We start from the raw sequence: 19098 nt of genomic DNA on the forward strand, positions 1-19098 counted from the left end.
CCGATGCCCCCCACCTGCCCCAGCCGCGGCTTCTGCCCCACACGCGTCGCCGTGTGGGGGCTTCTCGCCGGGGCCGCCCTGCTGGGTGGGGTGCTCTCGGCGTCGGCCGCCTCCGACGAAGCCGGCGCCGCGCTGACGCACAACACCGTGCGGCTCGCCCTGGCGTTCTACCTGGCGGCGCTGCTGTTGATGCCGCGGCTCGGCGCCGCCGGCTGGCGGGCCGAGACGCTCGCCGGCGCCGCCGCGCGGCAGTGCTGGGCGTGGGGCGCCGCGGCGTTCGTCGTCCACCTGGCGATGGCGTTCCACTTCTACCACCACTGGTCGCACGCTCACGCCGTGGCCCACACCCGCCAGGCGGCCGGCTGGGGCGAGGGGGTGTTCGTCTCCTACGCCTTCACGCTGTTGTGGTGCGGCGACGCACTCTGGTGGTACGCCGCCCCCGCCGCCTACGCCGCCCGCCCCGTGGCCCTCGGCCGCACGCTGCACGCCTTCATGCTGTTCATCGTCGTGAACGGCACGGTGGTGTTCGAAAGCGGAGCGATCCGATGGGTCTCGCTCGTGGCGCTGGCGGTCTTGGCCGTGGCGTGGTTGAAAAGCCCACGGGTACAGCGGTCTGCTGCTGAGCCTCAAATCATTGCTGTGGGAAGCGTTTCCGACGCCGATACCGTCGTTTCAGCCGAGAGCGGCTAGCAACGCGTCATCGGCGTCGGAGACGCCTCCCACATCAATCGCCATGGGCGCATCAATCGCCGTTGGACTCGGCGAAGCCGGCGATCGCCTCCATCACCTCACGCCACTGGTAATCGAGCGGGATCGCGTGCCCGCTGTTCTCCAGCACCAGCAGCTCCTTCGTCTCGGAGGGGATCCGCTCGTAGTACGCCGCCGCCGCCGCGGTGTCGACGATGATGTCGCTCTTGCTGAGCACCATCAGCAGCGGCGTGCGGAACAACTCGGCGCGCGGAGCGTTGCGATCCATCAGGCCGTACAGGCTGTCGACCACGGCGATCGGCGAGAACGGCGTGCGGCCGGGCCAACCGAGCCGCGACTCGTCGTGGCAGTCCATGTCGTAAGGCGAGCGCAGCGTGTCGGTGAACAGAAACGCCCGCTTGGAGAACTCGTGCCAGAAACGGGTCGTGCCGATCGGCGCGCGGGCGCTGGAGACCTTCACCGCCGGGGCGAGCAGCACCGCGAAGTCGACCATCGGGTCGTCGCCCCGCTCCGCCCCATCGAGCGGCGCCCCGTCAAGCAACGCCCCGATCGTCGTCGCCCCGCCGAGCGAGTGGGCCACGACCCCCACGCGGTCGTGCTTCTCCCGGAGTTGGGCGAGCTCTTTGGTGACAGCGGCTACCCACTCTTCGGCCCGGCTGTCGGCGTACTCGGAAACGCGCTCGCAAAACCCCGGCAGCCGCATCACACGCACCGCGAATCCGCGCTCCGCCAGTTCGGGGGCGATCAGGTCCCAGTGGCGCGGCGAGGCGTTGAACCCGTGGACCAGCAGTAAAGCCGTCGCCGACGGGTCGTCGACCGGGCCGAGCGAGTGGGCGCCACATCCCTCCCGCACCCCATCGGCGTTCCAGGCCACGGTCTCCTCCCAGGCCTCGATCGCCGCAGCGATATAGGCCGAGTAGACCAAGTCGCCCAGCAGCTGCAGGCCGACCAGGGCCAGGGCGACTGCGGCCAGCCGCCGCAGGCGGCGGGGCCACCGGGAGACTGGCTCCGTGGCGTGGTCTGCAACCGCCTCGTCGGCTGGTGGCGTGGAAGAGGTCATTCGGCTGCCTTGGGGTGCAATCGGCGGGGGCGGGACGGGTTTTCGCGTCCCCTGGCGGGGCGTGGTGGGCCCGAATCCATTGCCCTGCCTGGGGTTGTGAGCGGCCCACGCGGCGGCTAGTCTGCTAGATTCATTCGCGGCCGCCGGGCCGATCTTGGGGCCCCTGATCGGCAGGGGCGTTCCTCGATCCGCCACGCTAACATAGCGGCCCCCCGATCCGTCGAGAGCCCTCCTTCCGGGTGCAGCATGGCAAGTGAAAAAGACCCCGCCGGTGCGGGAGACGTGTTTGATGTCAGCAAGGTCCGTCAGCTCGTCGAGCTGATGAACGACCACGACCTGGCGGAAATCGTTCTCCAGCAGGGCGAGCAGAAGATGAAACTGCGGCGCGGCGGCGAGCCCGTCACGATCGCCGCGACCCCCGCCCAACCGGCCCCCGCTCTGGCGGCCCCGGCCGCCGCACCGTCGGCCGCGCCGGCCCCTGCCCCGTCGGCCGCACCCGCGGCGGACGCCGCGGCCGAGGTCATCCCCAGCCCGATGGTCGGCACGTTCTACACCTCGGCGAACCCCGAGTCGGCGGCGTTCGTCAAACCGGGCGACCAAGTCGGTCCCGACACCACGATCTGCATCATCGAAGCGATGAAGGTCTTCAACGAGATCCCGGCCGATTGCTCGGGCAAGATCGTCGCGGTGCTGGTCGAGAACGGCGCCGCGGTCGAGTTCGGCCAGCCGCTGTTCAAGATCGAGAAGGGGTAAGGGGGCGTCCCCTTGCGGCGGCAGCGGGGGCGTTCGGATCCCCCCAACCGCCGCCCTGAGCCCTGTGACCGAATGATGAAATCCGAATGACGAATGACGAGATCGGATGGCGACGCCGAGAGGTTCGTCATTCGGCATCCGTGCTTCGTAATTCCTTAGCCCCGCCGCCCGCGACGCAACACCGGTTCGGCGTCACTACCAAGAGACTACTCACCCATGTACCAACGCATCCTGATCGCCAACCGTGGTGAGATCGCGCAGCGGGTGATCCGCGCTTGCCGCGAGATGGGCATCGGCACGGTCGCAATCTACAGCGAGGGTGACCGCGGCGCCCACTACCTGGAGCTCGCCGACGAGGCGTTCTGCGTCGGGCCCGCCAAGGCGGCCGACAGCTACCTGAAGATCGCCAACGTCATCTCCGCCGCCGAGGTGGGCAACGTCGAGGCGATCCACCCCGGCTACGGCTTCCTGGCCGAGAACGCCCACTTCAACGAGATCTGCCGCAGCTGCAACATCGACTTCATCGGCCCGACGCCCGAGGCGATGGCCAAGCTGGGCGACAAGAACGAGGCCCGCGAGCTGGCCCGTCAGGCCAAGGTGCCCGTCGTGCCCGGCAGCGAGGGGCTGATCACCGACGAGGCCGAGGCGATGAAGTTCGCCCACGAGGTCGGTTTCCCCGTGCTGATCAAGGCGGTGGCCGGCGGCGGCGGGCGCGGGATGCGGGTCGCCTCGAACGACCTGGCCCTCAAGTCGGCCCTGCAACAGGCCCAGGCCGAGGCCGAGGCCGCCTTCGGCAACGGCGCCGTTTACCTCGAGAAGTACATCGAGCGCCCGCGCCACGTGGAGGTGCAGCTCATCGCCGACCACCACGGCAACGTCGTCCACCTGTGGGACCGCGACTGCTCCGTGCAACGCCGTCACCAGAAGCTGATCGAGGAGAGTCCCAGCCTGTCGGTCAGCGACAAGACACGCAACGAGATGTGCGAGTCGGCCGTGCGGCTGCTCAAGGCGTCGAACTACACAAACGCCGCCACCGTGGAGTTCATCGTCGACGGCGACGGCAACTACTACTTCATCGAAGTGAACGCCCGCATCCAGGTCGAGCACCCGGTCTCGGAGCTCGTGACGGGCATCGACCTGATCAAGGCCCAGATCCGTGTCGCCGCGGGCGAGCCGCTCTGGATGAAGCAGAAAGAGATCAAGCAGAACGGCCACGCGATCGAGTGCCGCATCAACGCCGAAGACCCGGCGAAGAACTTCCAGCCCTCGCCTGGGCGGATCGAGCGGCTGTTCGTGCCGGGCGGCTACGGCGTCCGCTGGGAGTCACACGCCCACAGCGGCTACGTCGTGCCGCCGTACTACGACTCGATGATCGGCAAGCTGCTGGTGCACCAGCCGACCCGCGCCGAGGCGATCGCCTGCATGCAGCGCGCCCTGGCCGAGCTGCGTGTCGACGGCATCAAGACCACCCAGCCGCTGCACCAAGAGATCCTCAGCCACACGGCGTTCGTCGAAGGCCGGATCGACACGACGTTCGTCGAACGCACGTTTGTGTGACGGCGAGACGCTCCGGGCGCCCATCTCTTTTGAAGCCTTGCAGCCAAAACGCCGCAGGGCTTTTTTTCGGCGCTGACCAAAACGGGCGCCTGATCGGCGTCTGCATCGTCCGCACCGCCCGGCTGCCTAATTCACCGCGGCAGATCGCTCCGAGGGTCGAATCCGCTCTCCGCACCGCACTGCGGGACAAGCTCTCAGGTGCGGCTGGCTGGTTACTGGCGAATCTATAATGAGCGGGGGGAAGTATCTTGATGGATTTTGGCGATGTCATGATTAGAGATGTAGATAGCTTCGACAATCTTCCGCACACACCGTATTCGGGTCTCAGGCAATGCAAATCGACCTCCCGGCCTACTGGCGTGAAAATCCGCCTAACGAAGGGCTGTTGTTTTCTGTTGATTACGACCCTTCATCCGAAATAGCAGTAGTTGTCTACGAGTACGTAGCAGAATCTGTCTCAAGACATTTCCAAGGATTGCCTCCTCTTGGATATCGAGATTTTCGGAAACTGACTCTGCGTGAGGCAAGTGCTCTTGTCGTGACTTCATTTGAGAGTGCCGATACAACGGAATCTTTAAGGATACTTCGAGAAAGAATTTCTTTTTCACCCATATGCATTGTCTCGTATAAGTTAGGCCTTCTATGCGACGTGTCTTCTCTGGGCTTGGAGATAGCGAACAGTTTCAATCTGCAACTATGCTTCTATGCTGCTGAAGCGGAGTCTCGTCTGGTAAGAAGCACGCAGGTTGGCGAGGACGAGTGGTTGCATCACGACCTTGAAACTGGGGAAGAGATCGACTTCTACCGACCATTTGATGCTGGCAATACAGACTAGGCTTCCAGACCGGTGGTCGGCTACGCCGTGAACCCTTTCTTGACAGCAGTGCAGCGGTTGCGTGATGAATAAACGGTCTTGATGCCGGCTTGGCGGGTCGCCCTACGGGGCGTGGTGGTTCAATCCCCCACCAAGCCTGACAGGAGGTCAGGATGCCGCATCAAGACCAAGGGCGTGTTCCGCCACGCGATGCGCGCCACCACGGTCCGACTAGAAGACGAACTGGCCCACGCCCTCATCGACGCCTACCAATGAACCAACAAGGCCAGCCGCGACTACCCCTGCAAGAAGTAGAACCTGCCAGGAACCCAACCACCTAACGTCGCTAATGCGTTACAAGAGCTGATCAAAATCGCATAGCAGCTCAGAGGGTTCACGGCGTAGGGTGGCCGAGCCAAAGCACACGCGGTAGCGAGGGCTTGTTTCGTGGAGGTGAGTTCCCCCAGATTCGCCCAACCACAATAAGGGTGGCCAGTGCGTCCGGCTATCTGAGCCAAGATCGAAATGGCGGATGAGACCGGCGGATTCTGACTCTACGAAACTCTCTGAAAGCCATGGGATGATCAACCGCACGACTTTTCCGACGACGATACCGGACGCCTTGTTCTACGATATTTATCGAACGAGCAGTCTCACCGATTGGTCGCAAGATTGGGAGAGCTTCTGCGAAGATGAGTTTGTCTTCTGGGGGCCAGAGTTTGCGTACTACTTTCCTCGCGGGTTCGAAGACTGGGTCGCAGAATGGGACAGCATCCCAGGCGGCGGTGGACGTTGCCTCTACGGACAGCGGCATGATTGCTCGGTTTCTCCCAGCCACGTCACCCACAAATGGGCGAACGACGTTCAGTTCGTCGAGATCAACGGAAAAGGGCCGCTCACCCCGCTCGTTCAGGAATACGCTGGCAGCAATCCTTATCTGCTATTTACGGAGACGCTGGCCAAGCAACTGAGTGCGACCAACCTTTCGGGGCTGGGTGTTCGCAAAGCAGAACTGTGTTATGCCAATAGCTCCCGTTACGCGACTGAGCCCGAACGCATTGGTGAGCAACTCTACTTCCTAGCGGGCCCCAATCCGCTGCTGACAATCCCGCCTACTCTCAATCCGGAGGCCCCGAACAGCTGCCCCTTCTGCGGGTACGGGCCAGTTATCTGCCCCAAGTGTGGAAGTCGTACTGGTGCAAAGTGCCCGCGGTGCGGCATCCAGATGTACAACGCCGATTCGCCGCCTGAACTAGTTGCCAAGCAGATCGACACCGCCAGCATTTACGCCTCCAAAGAGCACCAACTAGCCAACGGCGCCATCGACTTGGCTCGCTGCGACACACTCTGGGACTTCTCAGGGATCAACCGAGTCAGCCGCAAGATGCTCGACGTGTTGATCGACCTGGACGCCGGTCCCATGCTGATCGTCCCCGTGAAGGCGCTCTTCCCCGACGGCCGGGTCGGGTTTACCGAAGCGGAGGCCAAGCCGCTCATTCAGCTGCACCAGCCCGACACACCCTGATCGCGGGAGCTCAACAAGGACGTGCGGGCGCATGTCCTTCGTGTCTTGGCTTGATCGTTTGTTGACTTGCGGCGAGCGGCGCCGCCCGTGCGGGCGTCGAGTCGCCAGAAGCCTTAGGGGCAGAGCGGTTTGCTCATAGGTGTAGACGCTCGGCTCGCGATCGGCGTCATGGCTTCGTCAGCCTGCATCGACAATGCACCGCATTGCCTGCTTCGGCTTCCTCGCCACGCCGCCAATCGCTTCCCCGCTCGTCCACAACAATTCGAAAACCGCTCTAAGCCCGCGGCGCCGACCCAGCTACGCTGTGCCGACGCGGCAGCGCGGCGACGGCAATCGCCGCGAGCCACAAGCCGCACGGCTCGGGGATGATCTTGACCTTGGTGACGCCGATGACCCACTCGCCCATGTCGACCGAGGGGACGTTCGACACGTACGGCTGGAACGTCCAGAACGCGAGCGGGTCGTTGGGGTCGAGCACCGTGGTGCTGCGGCCGCCCCAGCGCGGCAACGCTTCGCCCGACGCCAGGATGCTATAGTTGCCGCTGCCGGCGTGGGTGACCACCGGATCGCCGACGCTCGTGACCCCGTCGACCGTGCGACCGACCGCCACGTAGGAGCTGATCGGCGAGAGCGAGCTCGAGCCGCTAAAGCCGACGACCACATCTCCGTTGTCGTTGACGGCAAGCGATGGGTAGTAAAAGTCGAGTTCGGCATCGGCGATCACGCCCGACTGTTTGACCGTAAACTGCCCGGCGTCGTCGCTGAACTCCATCCACTGGATCGCGTTCCGCCCGCCGTGCCGGATCACGTGGCTCGACCACAGGCTGCCGTTCTGCGAGACCACGCCGCCGCTCAAAGACGTGCTGCCGACGGCCAGCGAGCCGCCCGGCTGGTCCACCACAAGGTCCATGTGCGAGATCGCCAACTCGTCGGCGAAATCGCTCAGCTCGAAGGTGTCGGAGACCTCCGATCCGCCCGAAAGCCAGTCGCTGGGCAGCACTGTTCTCTTGAACCCGTTCTCGTTGAAGGCCGACACCAACTGCTGCGACCCAACGCCGCCATCGAGGTCGATCACCGGGGTGGCGCGGTACCCAAGGCTGTTCACGCCAAACCGCAACTGGCTGCGGAGTCCGGCGACGCTAGGCGTGGGATCGGTCAGGCTCGTCAGCGGCACGCCAAACAGGTTGGCGCTGCGCAGCGTCTCACCGCTGAGCCGAGCGCGATCGACAACGGCGTAGAGACCCTCGCCGTCGATGCCGAGCGTGGGGACCGACAGGGCCGAAACCGCCGTCGAGGGGTCGAGATCAACCGAGAACCCTCGCCACTCGCCGAGCGAAGGGTCGGCGCCCAGCGTGACCCCGATCAGCAACTGGTTGGGCGTCCCGCCACTCGCGCCCACGGTGTAAGCCGAGGCGTACCAGCGGTCGGTGTGGGGGTCGTACAACGTTTGCATGCCGGGGATGATCTCGAGCGCCGAGGGGGCGCCGGTCGAAGCAAGGGCCGTGTTCCAGAAATCGACGTCCGAGGTCTGCTCCAGCCTGGCGCCGGTGTGATCGTAAACGGTGAACGTCGACGACGTGAACTCAACAATCTCTTGCGGCCCGACGGCGCCGTTGGGCGACGGCGGGATCTCGGCGCGTCCTTGCTGAAGGCCCTGACGGAACGACCCTCCGCTGAACCGATGCTCGAGTACAAAGTCATTCGCAACGGCCTCGCCGGCGCCGAGGGCCGCGGATAGTGCGGCAAGAAGGAGGGGCAGGCGCGAAGCAAATCGCGCCGGGGTAATAGGATTCATGAGACGACTCGATCGCCGCCGACGTCGGCGGTCCTGAAGGGGGATGAGAAGGATAGATTAAGAATGAATAAAACGCCTGGATGAACGCCGCGATGAACGCTCAACGTAGGGTAATTGGCGGCTCCTTGGCCAACAAACGAATCGGTCGCTTAAGCCCCAGCCGCGTGGCGTCGTTGCGTCACGCACACAAGCCGCAGGCGGCCAAAAACGGGCGAAGAGATTCTTGGTGTGAAGAAACGAGATTCGCGGCCGCCAGAAACATCTCGCAAGGCGTTGCCGCCACAACGCTTACGACAAAATCGCGGGTGGCCAAGAATCGCTGCTGCGCGCGCGGCCAAAAGCGATTGTCGAAATTAGGTGAAACGCCTGCTACAAAGATAATTGGGCGCCGCAGGGGGTGACTCTAGCGAGCCGCCGCTGCGTTCTTCCGGTCGCCTGCCCGATGAATCGCCGCCCCAGTGCGTTATTCGTGCGAATTGCTCCGCGTATTGCGTGAGAGAAAAAAACTGAAGCTAACGGCGGCGCGGCATTCGGAATATTCTTGGCCACTCGCTGCTGTCGGCGAGGCCGTGGGGGATGCGTCAGCCCGTTTCGGCAAACGGGTTCGGTGCACGCTGCTCGACGATGTCCTGGGCGATCTCGATCGCCCGGTCGTAGCTCGGGGCGCAGACCACGTCGTCGCCGTTCTCAAAGACGCCGGCCTTCTTCAGCAACCCGAGCGGCTGCTTGCGTGGGCTGCTGAGCACGACCTTGATCCCGTCGTCCCGGCACACCTTGATCATCTCGCGGATCGATTTGGCGCCGCTGGCGTCGATGTACGGGACCTGCTTCATGCGGATGATCATCGCCTCGGGCTTCTGGCCGATGTCGTGGAGCGTGTCGACCAACGCGTTCGAGACGCCGAAGAACAGCGGGCCGGTGATGCGGAACACCTCCACTCCAGGGGGGAGCTCGGTCCGCTGGGTGGTGTCTTCCTGCTCGTTGTCGAGGGCGTCGGCAACGAGGCCTCCCTGCGGGGTCACACTCACCGAGTCGGACATGTGCTTCATGAACAGCAGCGAGGCGATCGTGACGCCCACGCCAATGGCCGCCGTCAGGTCGACGAACACGGTCAGCAAGAAGGTCAGGAGCATCACCGCCCGATCCGAGCTCGGGAGCTTGAGCAGGTGAACGAACTGCCGGTGCTCGCTCATCCCCCAGGCCACGACGAACAGGATCGCCGCCAGCGAGGCCAGCGGGATAGAGGTCATCGATCCCGAGAAGAAGTAGACAATGGCCATCAGCAAGGCGGAGTGAATGATTCCCGCCACGGGCGTTCTGCCGCCCGCTTTCACGTTGGCGGCGGTCCTCGCGATGGCGCCCGTCGCCGGCAATCCCCCGAACAACGCGGAGGCGAGGTTGGCGACCCCTTGGCCGACCAGTTCCTGGTTGGGGCGGTGCCGGTAACCCGTCATGCCGTCGGCCACGACAGCCGAGAGGAGCGCCTCGATTCCCGCGAGGAACGCGATCGTGAACGCCGCGGGGGTGACACTCGCTAGCTTCTCGAAATCCCAAGCGGGTGGCGACAGCGAGGGCAGAGCGCTCTCGACCTCGCCGAACTTCGTCCCGATGGTCTCGACCGGCGCGTGCGTCGCCGCGACAAACAACGCCGACAGCAGCACGGCGATCAGGTACCCCGGCGCCCGCGGGGCGAAACGGCGTAAGAGCAGGATCGTGAACAGCGACCCGGCTCCAACCCCAACCGCCCACGGGTCGATCGCATTGAAGGCCGCGAAGTACGCCGCCCACTTGGGGATGATCTCGGCCGGCACTTCGTCAATCGGCAGCCCCAGGAAGTCGCGGACCTGCGAGGAGGCGATGATCACCGCGATGCCGGCCGTGAAACCGGTGATGACGGGGTGCGGGATGTAGCGGATGATTTGGCCGAGCTGGGCGTACCCGGCGACGATGAGAATGACGCCCGCGAGCAGCGTCGCCAGCGCCAGACCGTCAAAGCCGTACTGTGCGATCACGCCCGCGATGATCACGACGAACGCCCCCGTGGGCCCGCCGATCTGGACCCGCGAGCCGCCCAGCGCCGAAATGAAGAAGCCGGCCACGATGGCGGTTAAAAGCCCCTGCTCGGGGGTGGCGCCGCTCGCAATCCCCAGCGCCATCGCCAACGGCAAGGCCACAATGGCGACCGTGAGGCCGGCCATCGCGTCCGCCTTGAGAGACGAAACCCCATAGCCCTCCCTGAGGAGGGTGTACAGCTTAGGGGTGAAGCGTTGTGGGATCATTTTCTGCCGGGGGCCTCCGCTCGCTCGGGCGGAGGTGAACTTCGGCGGATCCCTCGTGGACCCCAAGACCGCACCACTCCCGAGCGGAGCAGTATATGTCGGCGACCCGGGAGCACGATAGCGTCGACCGTCGCCCCGGCCGCCTCAGCGGCGGTACTCCAGGCCGGCGAACCAGCCGTGCAGCAGCAGGTCGCGTTCGCGGGGGCTCGCCGTGAGCCAGGCGTCTTCGGCCAGCTCGACGCCGTCGATGTACATCGCTTGGTAGCCGCCCCTGAGCGACGTGCAGCGGTTGAGCTGCAGCACCGCGGCGATCGACGCCTCGCCGGCGAACGCAACGTTCGCGCCGCGCGTCGAGGTGCGCGTCCCGGTGTTCACCACGGTCTGCGAGGCCTCGTTGTCGGCGAGCGTGGTCGGGTCGTCGAGACTGATTGTCGTCGACTGCTGACGCACGTAGCGCGTGCGGTGGACCATGTTGCAGTACACGCCGGCGTTGCCGAAGCCGCTGACGTAGAACCGCGGGCCGGGGCTCCACAGGTCGACCCGTACGCCGGACTGGAAGCCGATCAGGTCGTTGTCGACGTGCAGCGTGTTGGCGCGGTCGATCTCGACCGAGAACTCCGTGCCGATGAGCGGCGTCGGGTTGAGGGGGTCGGGGTCGAACTGGTCGAAGCGGTCGTCGATCGTCTCGTCGAGCGAGAAGTAGCGGACGCCCAAGTAAGCCTTGGCCGAGCCGTCGTTGAGCTCTTGGAAGTTCAACTCGAGCGAGTGCAGACGCGAGTCGTACTCGAACTTGCGCTGCTGCTGGAAATCGACGTCGCTGCCGGCGGGTGTTACCGTGGTGGCGGGGAACAGGGCGTCGGCGCCCCACCCCTGAACCCCCACGTAGCCGATCATCAGCTCGTAGCCGCGGCACTGGGGCCAGTGACCGAAGGCCATCAGGCGGGCGCCGGAGGCGTGGTTGAAGTTGTCGACTTCGAACGGGGCTGGATCTGGCGCGGGCGGGTTGGCGTCGTACAGTGCCTCGATCGGGACCGAGTCGCGGTACAGCAGCACGCCGTCGAGCGACACGCGCCAGTTGGGCCCCACGAGCCAGTCGTCGCAACGCCCCGGCCCGGTGCGGTGCTGCGGGCCGCAGGCGGTCGGCTCGCCCCGCGCCGCCATGAGCTGGCGGTGGAACTGGTCGTTCGGGTAAGCGGTCGATGTGTTGGCGGCCGCGGCGAGCATGCCGGCGCTCGGGTCGACCGTGGGGATGTCGCTCGGAATCGCCTCGGCGCCGTCGGCGGGTGTGGTGTCGTAAGCGGTCTGCGCACCGAAAGCCATCGGCTCGCCGTAGCGGCCGGTCGCCGTGGTCGCTTGGCTCGGCGCCTCGTACAACGCGATGCCCGGCTGGGCCGCGTAGGGCGCCGCAGCATCCGGTTGTGGTTCCAGTAGATGCCGCGGCGCAACGCCGGCGGCAGCGGCGATTGACGCCGACAACGACACCACGGTGAATGCGACGACTGAACGGCGAAGCGCGGCGCGCACTGCTAGCTTGAGCATCGGTTCCCCCCCAAGGCGCGGACTGCGCCACCGTCCCGGCCTCACCGCGCAACGCGAGCGGGCCGGGTGGTTCCCTTCCTGACGGGAGTATCGGTTGCGCCGGGCGTCCGGGGGCAGCCGAGACCTGGAGGATGGGCATAGGCTGCGCAAACAACCCCGATTAACACGCCGCCGGACGCCGCGTGCTTGTCAGACCATCTCGCCGAGCATCGCGAGCAGCGTGTCGATCTGCGCGTCGTCGCCCACCGTAATCCGCAGGCCGTCGCCCCAGTTGGGATAGCTGAGGTACCGGACCAGCACGCCCCGCTCCTTGAGCGACAGGTAGAGCTGATCGTGGCCCACGCGTGGGTGCGTGACCCACACGAAGTTGGCCTGCGACGGGGTCACCGCAAACCCGAGGCCCTCGAGGCCTCCCATGAGGCGTTCGCGTCCGGCGCGGACCCGGTTGACGTTCTCCTCGAGCCACGCCTGGTCGTCGATCGCGGCCGTGGCGGCGGCGATCGAAAGGGCGTCGCAGTTGTAACTGTCTTTCACCTTGCCGAGCTGCTCGATCACTTGCGGCTGGGCCACGAGGTAGCCGAACCGCAGCCCGGCGAGCGCGTAGCTCTTGGACAAAGTGCGGCTGACCATCACCCGCTCGTTCGAGCGGACCAGGTCCAAGCAGTTGGTGTCGGCGAAGTCGGCGTACGCCTCGTCCACGAGCAGCGGGCACGGGAGCATGTCGGCGATCGCCGCCACCTCGCCCGGCGCCAGGCAGACGCCCGAGGGGCTGTTCGGGTTGGCCAGGTACGCCAGCCGCAGCCGCTCGTCGGGCGCGGTGAACTCGAAGCCCAGCGACCAGTCGCTCTCGTACGGAACGATCTCCTGGGCGGCGCCCTGGATCTCGGCGAGCGTTTGGTAGAGCACGTAGCTCGGCGTGGCGTAGCGGACGACTTGGCCCTCGCCCACGAACGTGCGGGTGACGATCGTCAGGATGTCGTCGCTGCCGTTGCCGCACAGGATCCAGTCGGGCGTGATCGCGTCGCTCTGCTGCGAGAGCACATCGGCCGCGCGCATGCGAAAGGCCGTGGCGTGCGGGTCGGGGTAGCGACGCAGCGAAGGGACGGCGGCGGCGACCGCTTCGGCCACTTTGGGCGAGGCGGGATAGGGATTCTCGTTCGTGTTGAGCTTGACGACCTTGGTCCCGCGCGGCTGCTCGCCGGGCTGGTAACCACGCATCCGCTCGATCTCGGGTCGGAACATGAGTAGGGCTGCTGGCTGTTGGCTTTTAGCTGTTGGCGACGACAGTTCCCCTCGCCTTGATGAGGAGGCCGTGTTTATAGGGATACGGGGTGATGTGCTGGGTACAGGGCGCGCCTGAAAGAACCCGGGTACCCGGGTTATCCCCCCTCCCCGGCCCTCCCCACCAGGGGGGGAGGGAGAGAATCATCGGGAGTGCAGATCAGAACCCCTGCCCTTTCGATTTGGTCTTAATCCTACAGAGCCACATGTCGGCCGTCATGTAGAGGTGGCTCCCGTCGGCGCCGCCGAAGCAGCAATTGGCCGTTGCTTCGCCGGTGGCGATGCGGCCCAAAGGCTCGCCCTCGGGCGAGAAGACCCACACACCGCCGGGGCCGGTGGCCCACACGTTGCCCGCCGCGTCGACGGCCAAACCGTCCGGCAGGCCGCGCATCTGGCGCCCCTGCTCCGTCGCGTCGAAGAACAGCTCGCCGTCGCCGACCGAGCCGTCGTCGGCCACGGGGTACTTGCGCCAGATCGCCGCACGCGACTCCGACTGGGCGACGTAAAGCGTGCGGCCGTCGGGCGACAGGCCGATGCCGTTCGGCCGATTGAGTGTGCGATCGACCAGCGACAGCTCGCCCGCGGGCGACAGGCGGTAGACGCCGCAGAAGTCGAGCTCCCGCTGCGGCGAGTCCCACTGCCCCGGCAGGCCGTACGGCGGGTCGGTGAAGTAGAGGTCGCCGCGGGCGGACCAGACGCAATCGTTGGGGCTGTTGAGGCGTTTGCCTTGGTAGTTGTCGACGAGCGTCCGCTTGCCGCCGTCCCAGGTCATCATCGCCACGCGGCGGTCGCCGTGTTCGCAAAGCGTGAGGTCGCCCTTGGGGTCGAGGAACATGCCGTTGCTGCCCGGTTCGCGGCTGTAGCGGCCGACACCGGTGTAGCCCGACGGGTCGAGAAACACGCTCACCCCCTGCCCTTCGACCCATTTCATCACCCGGTTGGGCGGGATGTCGGAGAACAGCAGGAACCCGCCGTCACGCGGAACCCAGACCGGACCCTCCGACCAATCGAAGCCGCCGGCGAGCACCTCGATCTTGGCGCCCGGCTCGATCAGCTCGTCGAGCGCCGGATCGAGCCGCACCACTTCGCCGAGCGTGGGGAAAGTCGTGGTGTCTTGCGCGTGGCACCAATTCAAGGATAGAGCCGCTGAAGCGAGCACCGCAGTAAGAGCAACCTTGAGAAACATCGAGACGCCTAAATGGATGAGAGTAAGGAATGAGCCGCTGATTTTCGCAGATGGCCGCGGATGTCGTTCGGCGGCTTTTTGCCTGACCGGCTGCAAGCAAGTCAGTGCTTGAAGCAGAGAACGCATCCGCGCTTATCCCGCGTATGAGCGGCTTATTCTAATCGAACCGAGACAGCCGCGGCGTGGGCGGTGAGGCTTTCTTTCTCCGCGATGCGGACGATGTCCTCCGCGTTCGCCTTGAGGTCCTTCGCCGTGAACTCGATCACGCTGTTCGACCGCAGGAAGTCGTTGCTCGACAGGCCGCTGGCGAAGCGGGCCGTGGCGCCAGTGGGCAACACGTGCGACGGGCCGGCGGCGTAGTCGCCCACCGGCACCGGGCTGTGGGGACCCATGAACACGGCGCCCGCGCAGCGGATCTGGTCCAGCAGCTGCTGAGGCTGCTCGCACGCGAGGTGCAGGTGCTCGGTCGCCAGCTCGTCGCACAGCCGGGCGGCCTGGGCGCGATCGCCTACGGTGATCAGCGCGCCGAACGCCTCGAGCGATTGCTTGGCGAGCTCGCCGCGCGACAGCTCGGCGAGCTGCTTCTCCAGTTCTTCGGCGACGGCTTCGATGAGCGGCTCGTGCCATGTGACCAGCACCGCCGAGCCAGGGGCGTGCTCGGCCTGCGCGATCAGGTCGGCGGCGGCGTAACGGGCGGGGGTGCTCTGGTCGGCGATCACAATCACCTCGCTCGGCCCGGCGATCGAGTCGATGTCGACCGTGCCGTACACGTGCCGCTTGGCGAGCGCGACGAACAGGTTGCCGGGGCCGACGATCTTGTCGACCTTCCTTAAAATCCCCTCCCCCTGCGGGGGAGAGGGATCTAGGCCATAAGCCATCGCCGCCACGGCCTGGGCGCCGCCCACACGGTAAACCTCGTCGATGCCAAGCTCGTGGCAGGTGGCCAGCAGGTCGGTGTTGTAGCTGCCGAACTTCGTCGGCGGCGCGACCACCGCCAGCTCCTTCACGCCGGCCGCCTGCGCCGGCACGGCGGTCATCAGCACGGTCGACGGGTAAGCCGCCGCCCCGCCCGGCACGCACAGGCCAACGCGCTCCAGCGGCAAGTAACGCTGCCGCAGCGAGCCGCCGCCAGGCAGGTCGACGCTCACGTCCGTGTGCAAGATCGCGCTCTGGAACCGCAAGATGTTCGCACGCAGGCGGCGGACCGTCTCAAGGAACTCCGGCTCGGCCGCGGCGTGGGCGGCGGCCAGCTCTTCTGCCGGCACACGCAGTTCGTCGGCCGCGAGCCGCGCGCCGTCGAGCTTCTCGCCGTACTCCAAGGCCGCCTCCACGCCACGGTCGCGCACGTCGTCGCAGATACGCTCGACCACCTGGGTGGGGGTGAGGGGCTCGCCGAAAACCTCGATCGTCTTCCGGCGCCCGGCGTCGCTGACCACATTGCCGTCGGGCGCGAGCTTGTGGCGCAGCTCCTGGAGGGCGGAGAGAGACTCGGGGCGGCGGGCGTCGATGCGGGCGATTTTGAGCTTCATAGCACCCTTAGATTACCCCGCCGGGGCGGCCGTATACAGTGGCGGCCCGGCCCACGGCGGCGTGCTTTCGGCGGTCGTGGCCCATCGGTACAATCGCCCGGTCTGAACCCTGGCGCCAGTAACTCGGTCCCCCGAACCCCGCTCCCCGAACCTCCCCCCCCTGCCTCCTGGTCCCTCCTGCAATGATCGATCTGCGTAGCGACACGATGACACGCCCCACGGCCGGTATGCGCGAAGCCATGGCCCGCGCCGAAGTGGGCGACGACGTTTGCGGCGAAGACCCCACGGTGATCGCCCTCGAGGAGCGGGTCGCCCACACGCTCGGCAAGGAGGCGGCGCTGTTTGTCCCGTCGGGGACGATGGGCAACCAGATCGGCATCCGGCTGCACTGCCAGCCGGGCGACGAGTTCCTCACGGAGGCCGAGAGCCACGTGCTCAACTACGAGCAGGCGGCCTACGCCCAGCTGTTCGGCCTGGCGGCCCGGGCGGTTGTGTCGACCGACGGGCTGCCCGCGATCGACGATTTGGACGCCGCCGTGCGGCCCGACAGCGACCACGCCCCACGCACCCGGCTGCTCACGCTGGAGAACACGCACAACCGTTGGGGCGGCCGGCTGCTGCAGCTGGCCGAGGTGGAGCGCGTTTGCCTGTGGGCCGAGGGCCGTGGCCTGGGGCGTCACCTCGACGCCGCCCGGCTGTGGAACGCCGCGGTCGCCACCGGCCAGTCGCCCGCGAGCCTCAGCAAGCCGTTCGACACGGTGAGCGTTTGCTTCAGCAAGGGCCTCGGCTGCCCGGTCGGCTCGGTGCTCGCCGGGCCTAAGGAGATGATCCGCGCCGCGAGGCGGCTGCGCAAAGCGCTCGGCGGCGGGTGGCGGCAGGCGGGCATCCTGGCGGCCGCCGCGATCTACGCGCTCGACAACCACATCGACCGCTTGGCAGAAGACCACCGCCACGCCGACCGGTTGGCCGACGCCGTCCGCGAGGCGCCAGGCCTCACGTTGGTCGACGACCGGTGCGACACGAATATCGTGATGTTTGACGTCGAGCCCTCAATGGGCACGGGCGACGCCTTCTGCCAGCGTCTCGAAACACGCGGCGTTCGCACGTGGTCGGTTCGCCCCCAACGCGTCAGGGCGCTGACGCACCTCGACGTCGATTCACCTCGGATCGATGAGGCGTGTGAGGCGATCTTGGCGGTCGCGGGCGGGGAGTAGCGGCGAAGGCGGGTCTGCCGCCCTGTCTACTGTGAGTAAAGGCCGGGCGGGTAGCCCAGGTTTTTCAAACCTGGGTCGCCGCAGGCGACAAGAAGCACGCGTGCAAACGCCGTGTAGCGAACGAGGCAACCGGCCGGCAACACCCAACCGCGGCTTCTTGTGGCTTCGCCACCCAGGTTCGAGAACCTGGGCTACCCGGTGCGCTTGCGTAGCGACAAGAGAAGCAAACCTGATTCGGCTTTAGGTTTCAGGACACGCAGCGAGTGGCGTTGCTCTATTCCACGGGGTGATTGGCGGAACTAGAATCGTAGCACTCCTCTGAATGTCGCCTCCACTTAGCAAAGGGTTTCGCCGTGGCTTGGGCCCCCTCTTCTTTTGCCAAACGAACGCTGCTTCTCGTCGGCTTGCTCGTCGGCGCGGTCTTGCCTCAGTGCCACGCCGAAGAACTGGCGTCTCATCTTGCAGACGAACAGGAGCGGCAGCGGCCGAGCGGCGCCGGCTCGCTCAAAGCGGCGGTCGGCGATCGCTACAAGATCGGCGTGGGTGTTGGTCACCGGGTGCTCGACAACCCCGCGGAAGCGGAGCTGCTCCGTCGGCACTTCAGCATTCTCACCCCCGAGAATTGCATGAAGCCTCAGCAGGTCCACCCGGCCGAGGACCGCTGGAGCTTTGACGGCGCGGACCGCTATGTCGACTTCGCGCGAGCGAACGGGCTGGAGGTCGCTGGCCATTGCTTGGTGTGGGCCGAGGACGACCGCACGGCTCCTTGGATGATGGAAGACGACGGGGAGCCGGTCTCGAAGGCGAAATTGCTGCAACGCATCGAGCAGCACGTGGAGATGGTCGTCGGACGCTACGCCGACGCGGTCACGATGTGGGACGTCGTCAACGAGGCGATCGGCGACGGCAAGGACGGCTTGCTGCGCGACTCGGTCTTCTCACGCACAAGCGGCGTCGACTACATCGTGACGGCCTTCCAGACGGCCCGCGCCAACGACCCCGATGCGCTGCTCATCTACAACGACTACAACGGCCACAAGCCGGCGAAACGCAAGAAGCTGCTCGAGCTGCTGGCTCTGCTCAAAGAGAACGGCGCGCCAGTCGACGCCTACGGCATGCAGGGCCATTTTGAGCTGGGCGACGATTCGCTCCCGCAGCTGCGCGAGACCTTCGACGCGCTGCGCGAGCTGGGGCTGAAGGTGGTGGTCTCGGAACTCGACATCGACGTCGTCACACGCAGCCGCTGGTGGGACGACGGCGGCAAGCACCGCGACGAACTGGCCGACCACGACCCCTACAAAGACGGCCTGCCGACGCAAGTCGAGCGGCAACTGATCGAGGAGTACGTCGCGCTGTTCGAGCTGTTCGACGACTACAGCGACATCATCGAGCGGGTCTCTTTCTGGAACCTGCACGACGGGCAGAGTTGGCTGAACTACTTCCCGTGGCGGCGGACCAACTACCCGCTGCTGTTCGACCGCAACTTGCAGCCGAAGCCCGTTTACGACGCGGTGCTGGAGTCACTCGCCCAGCGCCAAGCGGGCGGCGCCGAGTAGTTTGTGGTTCGCGAGTGTGCTGACGATTCCGAGCCGGCGCCATGCCCACGCGGTGGATTGGGCATGTAGGACGATGGTGAGTTTCCCAGGAGTCGGATGGCCACGGCAATCGTGGCAATGGCGCCCAGCCTCGAAGGTTTGATTCTGCTCTTCGCACCGCACTGCGGTACAAGCCCAATCCTGTTCGGCGCCATATTTGCGCGTTGATTTATGGGATTGCGCGGCGGTGGTTTTTCGGTCATCGTGGCCGGCATGGCCTCGAAGAAGCAACGCATCCGCGAGCGGGACGTGCAGGGGGTAAA

Annotated in this window: 15 protein-coding genes; 8 read left to right on the forward strand and 7 right to left on the reverse strand. The window is 65.9% G+C overall.

Going from position 1 to position 19098, the window contains the following annotated elements; translation table 11 throughout:
- Window positions 1–3: 3 nt before the first annotated feature.
- A complete protein-coding gene (locus tag Mal64_RS18580) occupies window positions 4–690 on the forward strand; it encodes a hypothetical protein (RefSeq protein ID WP_146403139.1) in 687 nt (228 codons plus the stop codon).
- A 52-nt stretch (window positions 691–742) separates the two neighbouring features.
- On the opposite strand, the gene Mal64_RS18585 is transcribed toward Mal64_RS18580, so the two are convergent.
- A complete protein-coding gene (locus Mal64_RS18585; RefSeq protein WP_146403141.1) occupies window positions 743–1768 on the reverse strand; it encodes an alpha/beta hydrolase in 1026 nt (341 codons plus the stop codon).
- A gap of 246 nt (window positions 1769–2014) precedes the next feature.
- Here Mal64_RS18585 and accB point away from each other — a divergent pair, with 246 nt between their 5' ends.
- From accB to Mal64_RS18605, 5 genes are all read left to right on the forward strand, one after another.
- Window positions 2015–2521: an acetyl-CoA carboxylase biotin carboxyl carrier protein gene (gene accB / locus Mal64_RS18590; protein ID WP_146403143.1), complete on the forward strand. Its 507-nt coding sequence runs from the start codon at window positions 2015–2017 to the stop codon at window positions 2519–2521.
- Window positions 2522–2737: 216 nt separating this feature from the next.
- Window positions 2738–4078, forward strand: a complete 1341-nt coding sequence (gene accC / locus Mal64_RS18595; protein ID WP_146403145.1) for an acetyl-CoA carboxylase biotin carboxylase subunit — start codon at window positions 2738–2740, stop codon at window positions 4076–4078.
- A 331-nt stretch (window positions 4079–4409) separates the two neighbouring features.
- The gene (locus Mal64_RS18600) at window positions 4410–4913 is read left to right on the forward strand and encodes a hypothetical protein (RefSeq protein ID WP_146403147.1); all 504 of its coding nucleotides are present in this window, start codon (window positions 4410–4412) and stop codon (window positions 4911–4913) included.
- Window positions 4914–4994: 81 nt separating this feature from the next.
- Window positions 4995–5168: a hypothetical protein gene (locus tag Mal64_RS20000; protein ID WP_197525882.1), complete on the forward strand. Its 174-nt coding sequence runs from the start codon at window positions 4995–4997 to the stop codon at window positions 5166–5168.
- Window positions 5169–5472: 304 nt separating this feature from the next.
- A complete protein-coding gene (locus Mal64_RS18605; protein WP_146403149.1) occupies window positions 5473–6417 on the forward strand; it encodes a hypothetical protein in 945 nt (314 codons plus the stop codon).
- A 274-nt stretch (window positions 6418–6691) separates the two neighbouring features.
- Here the strand turns inward: Mal64_RS18605 and Mal64_RS18610 are convergent, their stop codons facing one another.
- The 6 genes from Mal64_RS18610 to hisD all read right to left on the reverse strand — a co-directional run bounded on the left by Mal64_RS18610 (window position 6692) and on the right by hisD (window position 16026).
- Entirely contained in the window at window positions 6692–8212 is a 1521-nt protein-coding gene (locus tag Mal64_RS18610; protein ID WP_146403151.1) for a hypothetical protein, read from the reverse strand.
- 581 nt (window positions 8213–8793) lie between these two features.
- Complete coding sequence (locus Mal64_RS18615) at window positions 8794–10491, reverse strand: SulP family inorganic anion transporter (RefSeq protein WP_146403153.1); 1698 nt, start codon at window positions 10489–10491, stop codon at window positions 8794–8796.
- A 144-nt stretch (window positions 10492–10635) separates the two neighbouring features.
- Window positions 10636–12030: a hypothetical protein gene (locus Mal64_RS18620; RefSeq protein ID WP_146403155.1), complete on the reverse strand. Its 1395-nt coding sequence runs from the start codon at window positions 12028–12030 to the stop codon at window positions 10636–10638.
- A 189-nt stretch (window positions 12031–12219) separates the two neighbouring features.
- A complete protein-coding gene (gene hisC / locus Mal64_RS18625; protein ID WP_146403156.1) occupies window positions 12220–13272 on the reverse strand; it encodes a histidinol-phosphate transaminase in 1053 nt (350 codons plus the stop codon).
- A 199-nt stretch (window positions 13273–13471) separates the two neighbouring features.
- Window positions 13472–14446 (reverse strand): SMP-30/gluconolactonase/LRE family protein, encoded by a 975-nt coding sequence (locus Mal64_RS18630; protein WP_231993847.1) that lies wholly within the window; start codon window positions 14444–14446, stop codon window positions 13472–13474.
- A gap of 203 nt (window positions 14447–14649) precedes the next feature.
- Complete coding sequence (gene hisD / locus Mal64_RS18635; protein ID WP_146403161.1) at window positions 14650–16026, reverse strand: histidinol dehydrogenase; 1377 nt, start codon at window positions 16024–16026, stop codon at window positions 14650–14652.
- 182 nt (window positions 16027–16208) lie between these two features.
- On the opposite strand from hisD, the gene Mal64_RS18640 reads away from it, so the two are divergent.
- On the forward strand, window positions 16209–17240 hold the full coding sequence (locus Mal64_RS18640) for a threonine aldolase family protein (protein ID WP_197525883.1): 1032 nt from the start codon (window positions 16209–16211) through the stop codon (window positions 17238–17240).
- A 353-nt stretch (window positions 17241–17593) separates the two neighbouring features.
- Complete coding sequence (locus Mal64_RS18645) at window positions 17594–18796, forward strand: endo-1,4-beta-xylanase (RefSeq protein WP_146403165.1); 1203 nt, start codon at window positions 17594–17596, stop codon at window positions 18794–18796.
- Window positions 18797–19098 lie beyond the last annotated feature (302 nt).

The organism is Pseudobythopirellula maris (assembly GCF_007859945.1).
Lineage (GTDB): Bacteria > Planctomycetota > Planctomycetia > Pirellulales > Lacipirellulaceae > Pseudobythopirellula > Pseudobythopirellula maris.

Coding starts and splice junctions, on each gene's coding strand:
- Mal64_RS18580 (WP_146403139.1), top strand. CDS start 4: ATGCCCCCCACCTGCCCCAGCCGCGGCTTCTGCCCCACACGCGTCGCC.
- Mal64_RS18585 (WP_146403141.1), bottom strand. CDS start 1,768: ATGACCTCTTCCACGCCACCAGCCGACGAGGCGGTTGCAGACCACGCC.
- accB (WP_146403143.1), top strand. CDS start 2,015: ATGGCAAGTGAAAAAGACCCCGCCGGTGCGGGAGACGTGTTTGATGTC.
- accC (WP_146403145.1), top strand. CDS start 2,738: ATGTACCAACGCATCCTGATCGCCAACCGTGGTGAGATCGCGCAGCGG.
- Mal64_RS18600 (WP_146403147.1), top strand. CDS start 4,410: ATGCAAATCGACCTCCCGGCCTACTGGCGTGAAAATCCGCCTAACGAA.
- Mal64_RS20000 (WP_197525882.1), top strand. CDS start 4,995: ATGCCGGCTTGGCGGGTCGCCCTACGGGGCGTGGTGGTTCAATCCCCC.
- Mal64_RS18605 (WP_146403149.1), top strand. CDS start 5,473: ATGATCAACCGCACGACTTTTCCGACGACGATACCGGACGCCTTGTTC.
- Mal64_RS18610 (WP_146403151.1), bottom strand. CDS start 8,212: ATGAATCCTATTACCCCGGCGCGATTTGCTTCGCGCCTGCCCCTCCTT.
- Mal64_RS18615 (WP_146403153.1), bottom strand. CDS start 10,491: ATGATCCCACAACGCTTCACCCCTAAGCTGTACACCCTCCTCAGGGAG.
- Mal64_RS18620 (WP_146403155.1), bottom strand. CDS start 12,030: ATGCTCAAGCTAGCAGTGCGCGCCGCGCTTCGCCGTTCAGTCGTCGCA.
- hisC (WP_146403156.1), bottom strand. CDS start 13,272: ATGTTCCGACCCGAGATCGAGCGGATGCGTGGTTACCAGCCCGGCGAG.
- hisD (WP_146403161.1), bottom strand. CDS start 16,026: ATGAAGCTCAAAATCGCCCGCATCGACGCCCGCCGCCCCGAGTCTCTC.
- Mal64_RS18640 (WP_197525883.1), top strand. CDS start 16,209: ATGATCGATCTGCGTAGCGACACGATGACACGCCCCACGGCCGGTATG.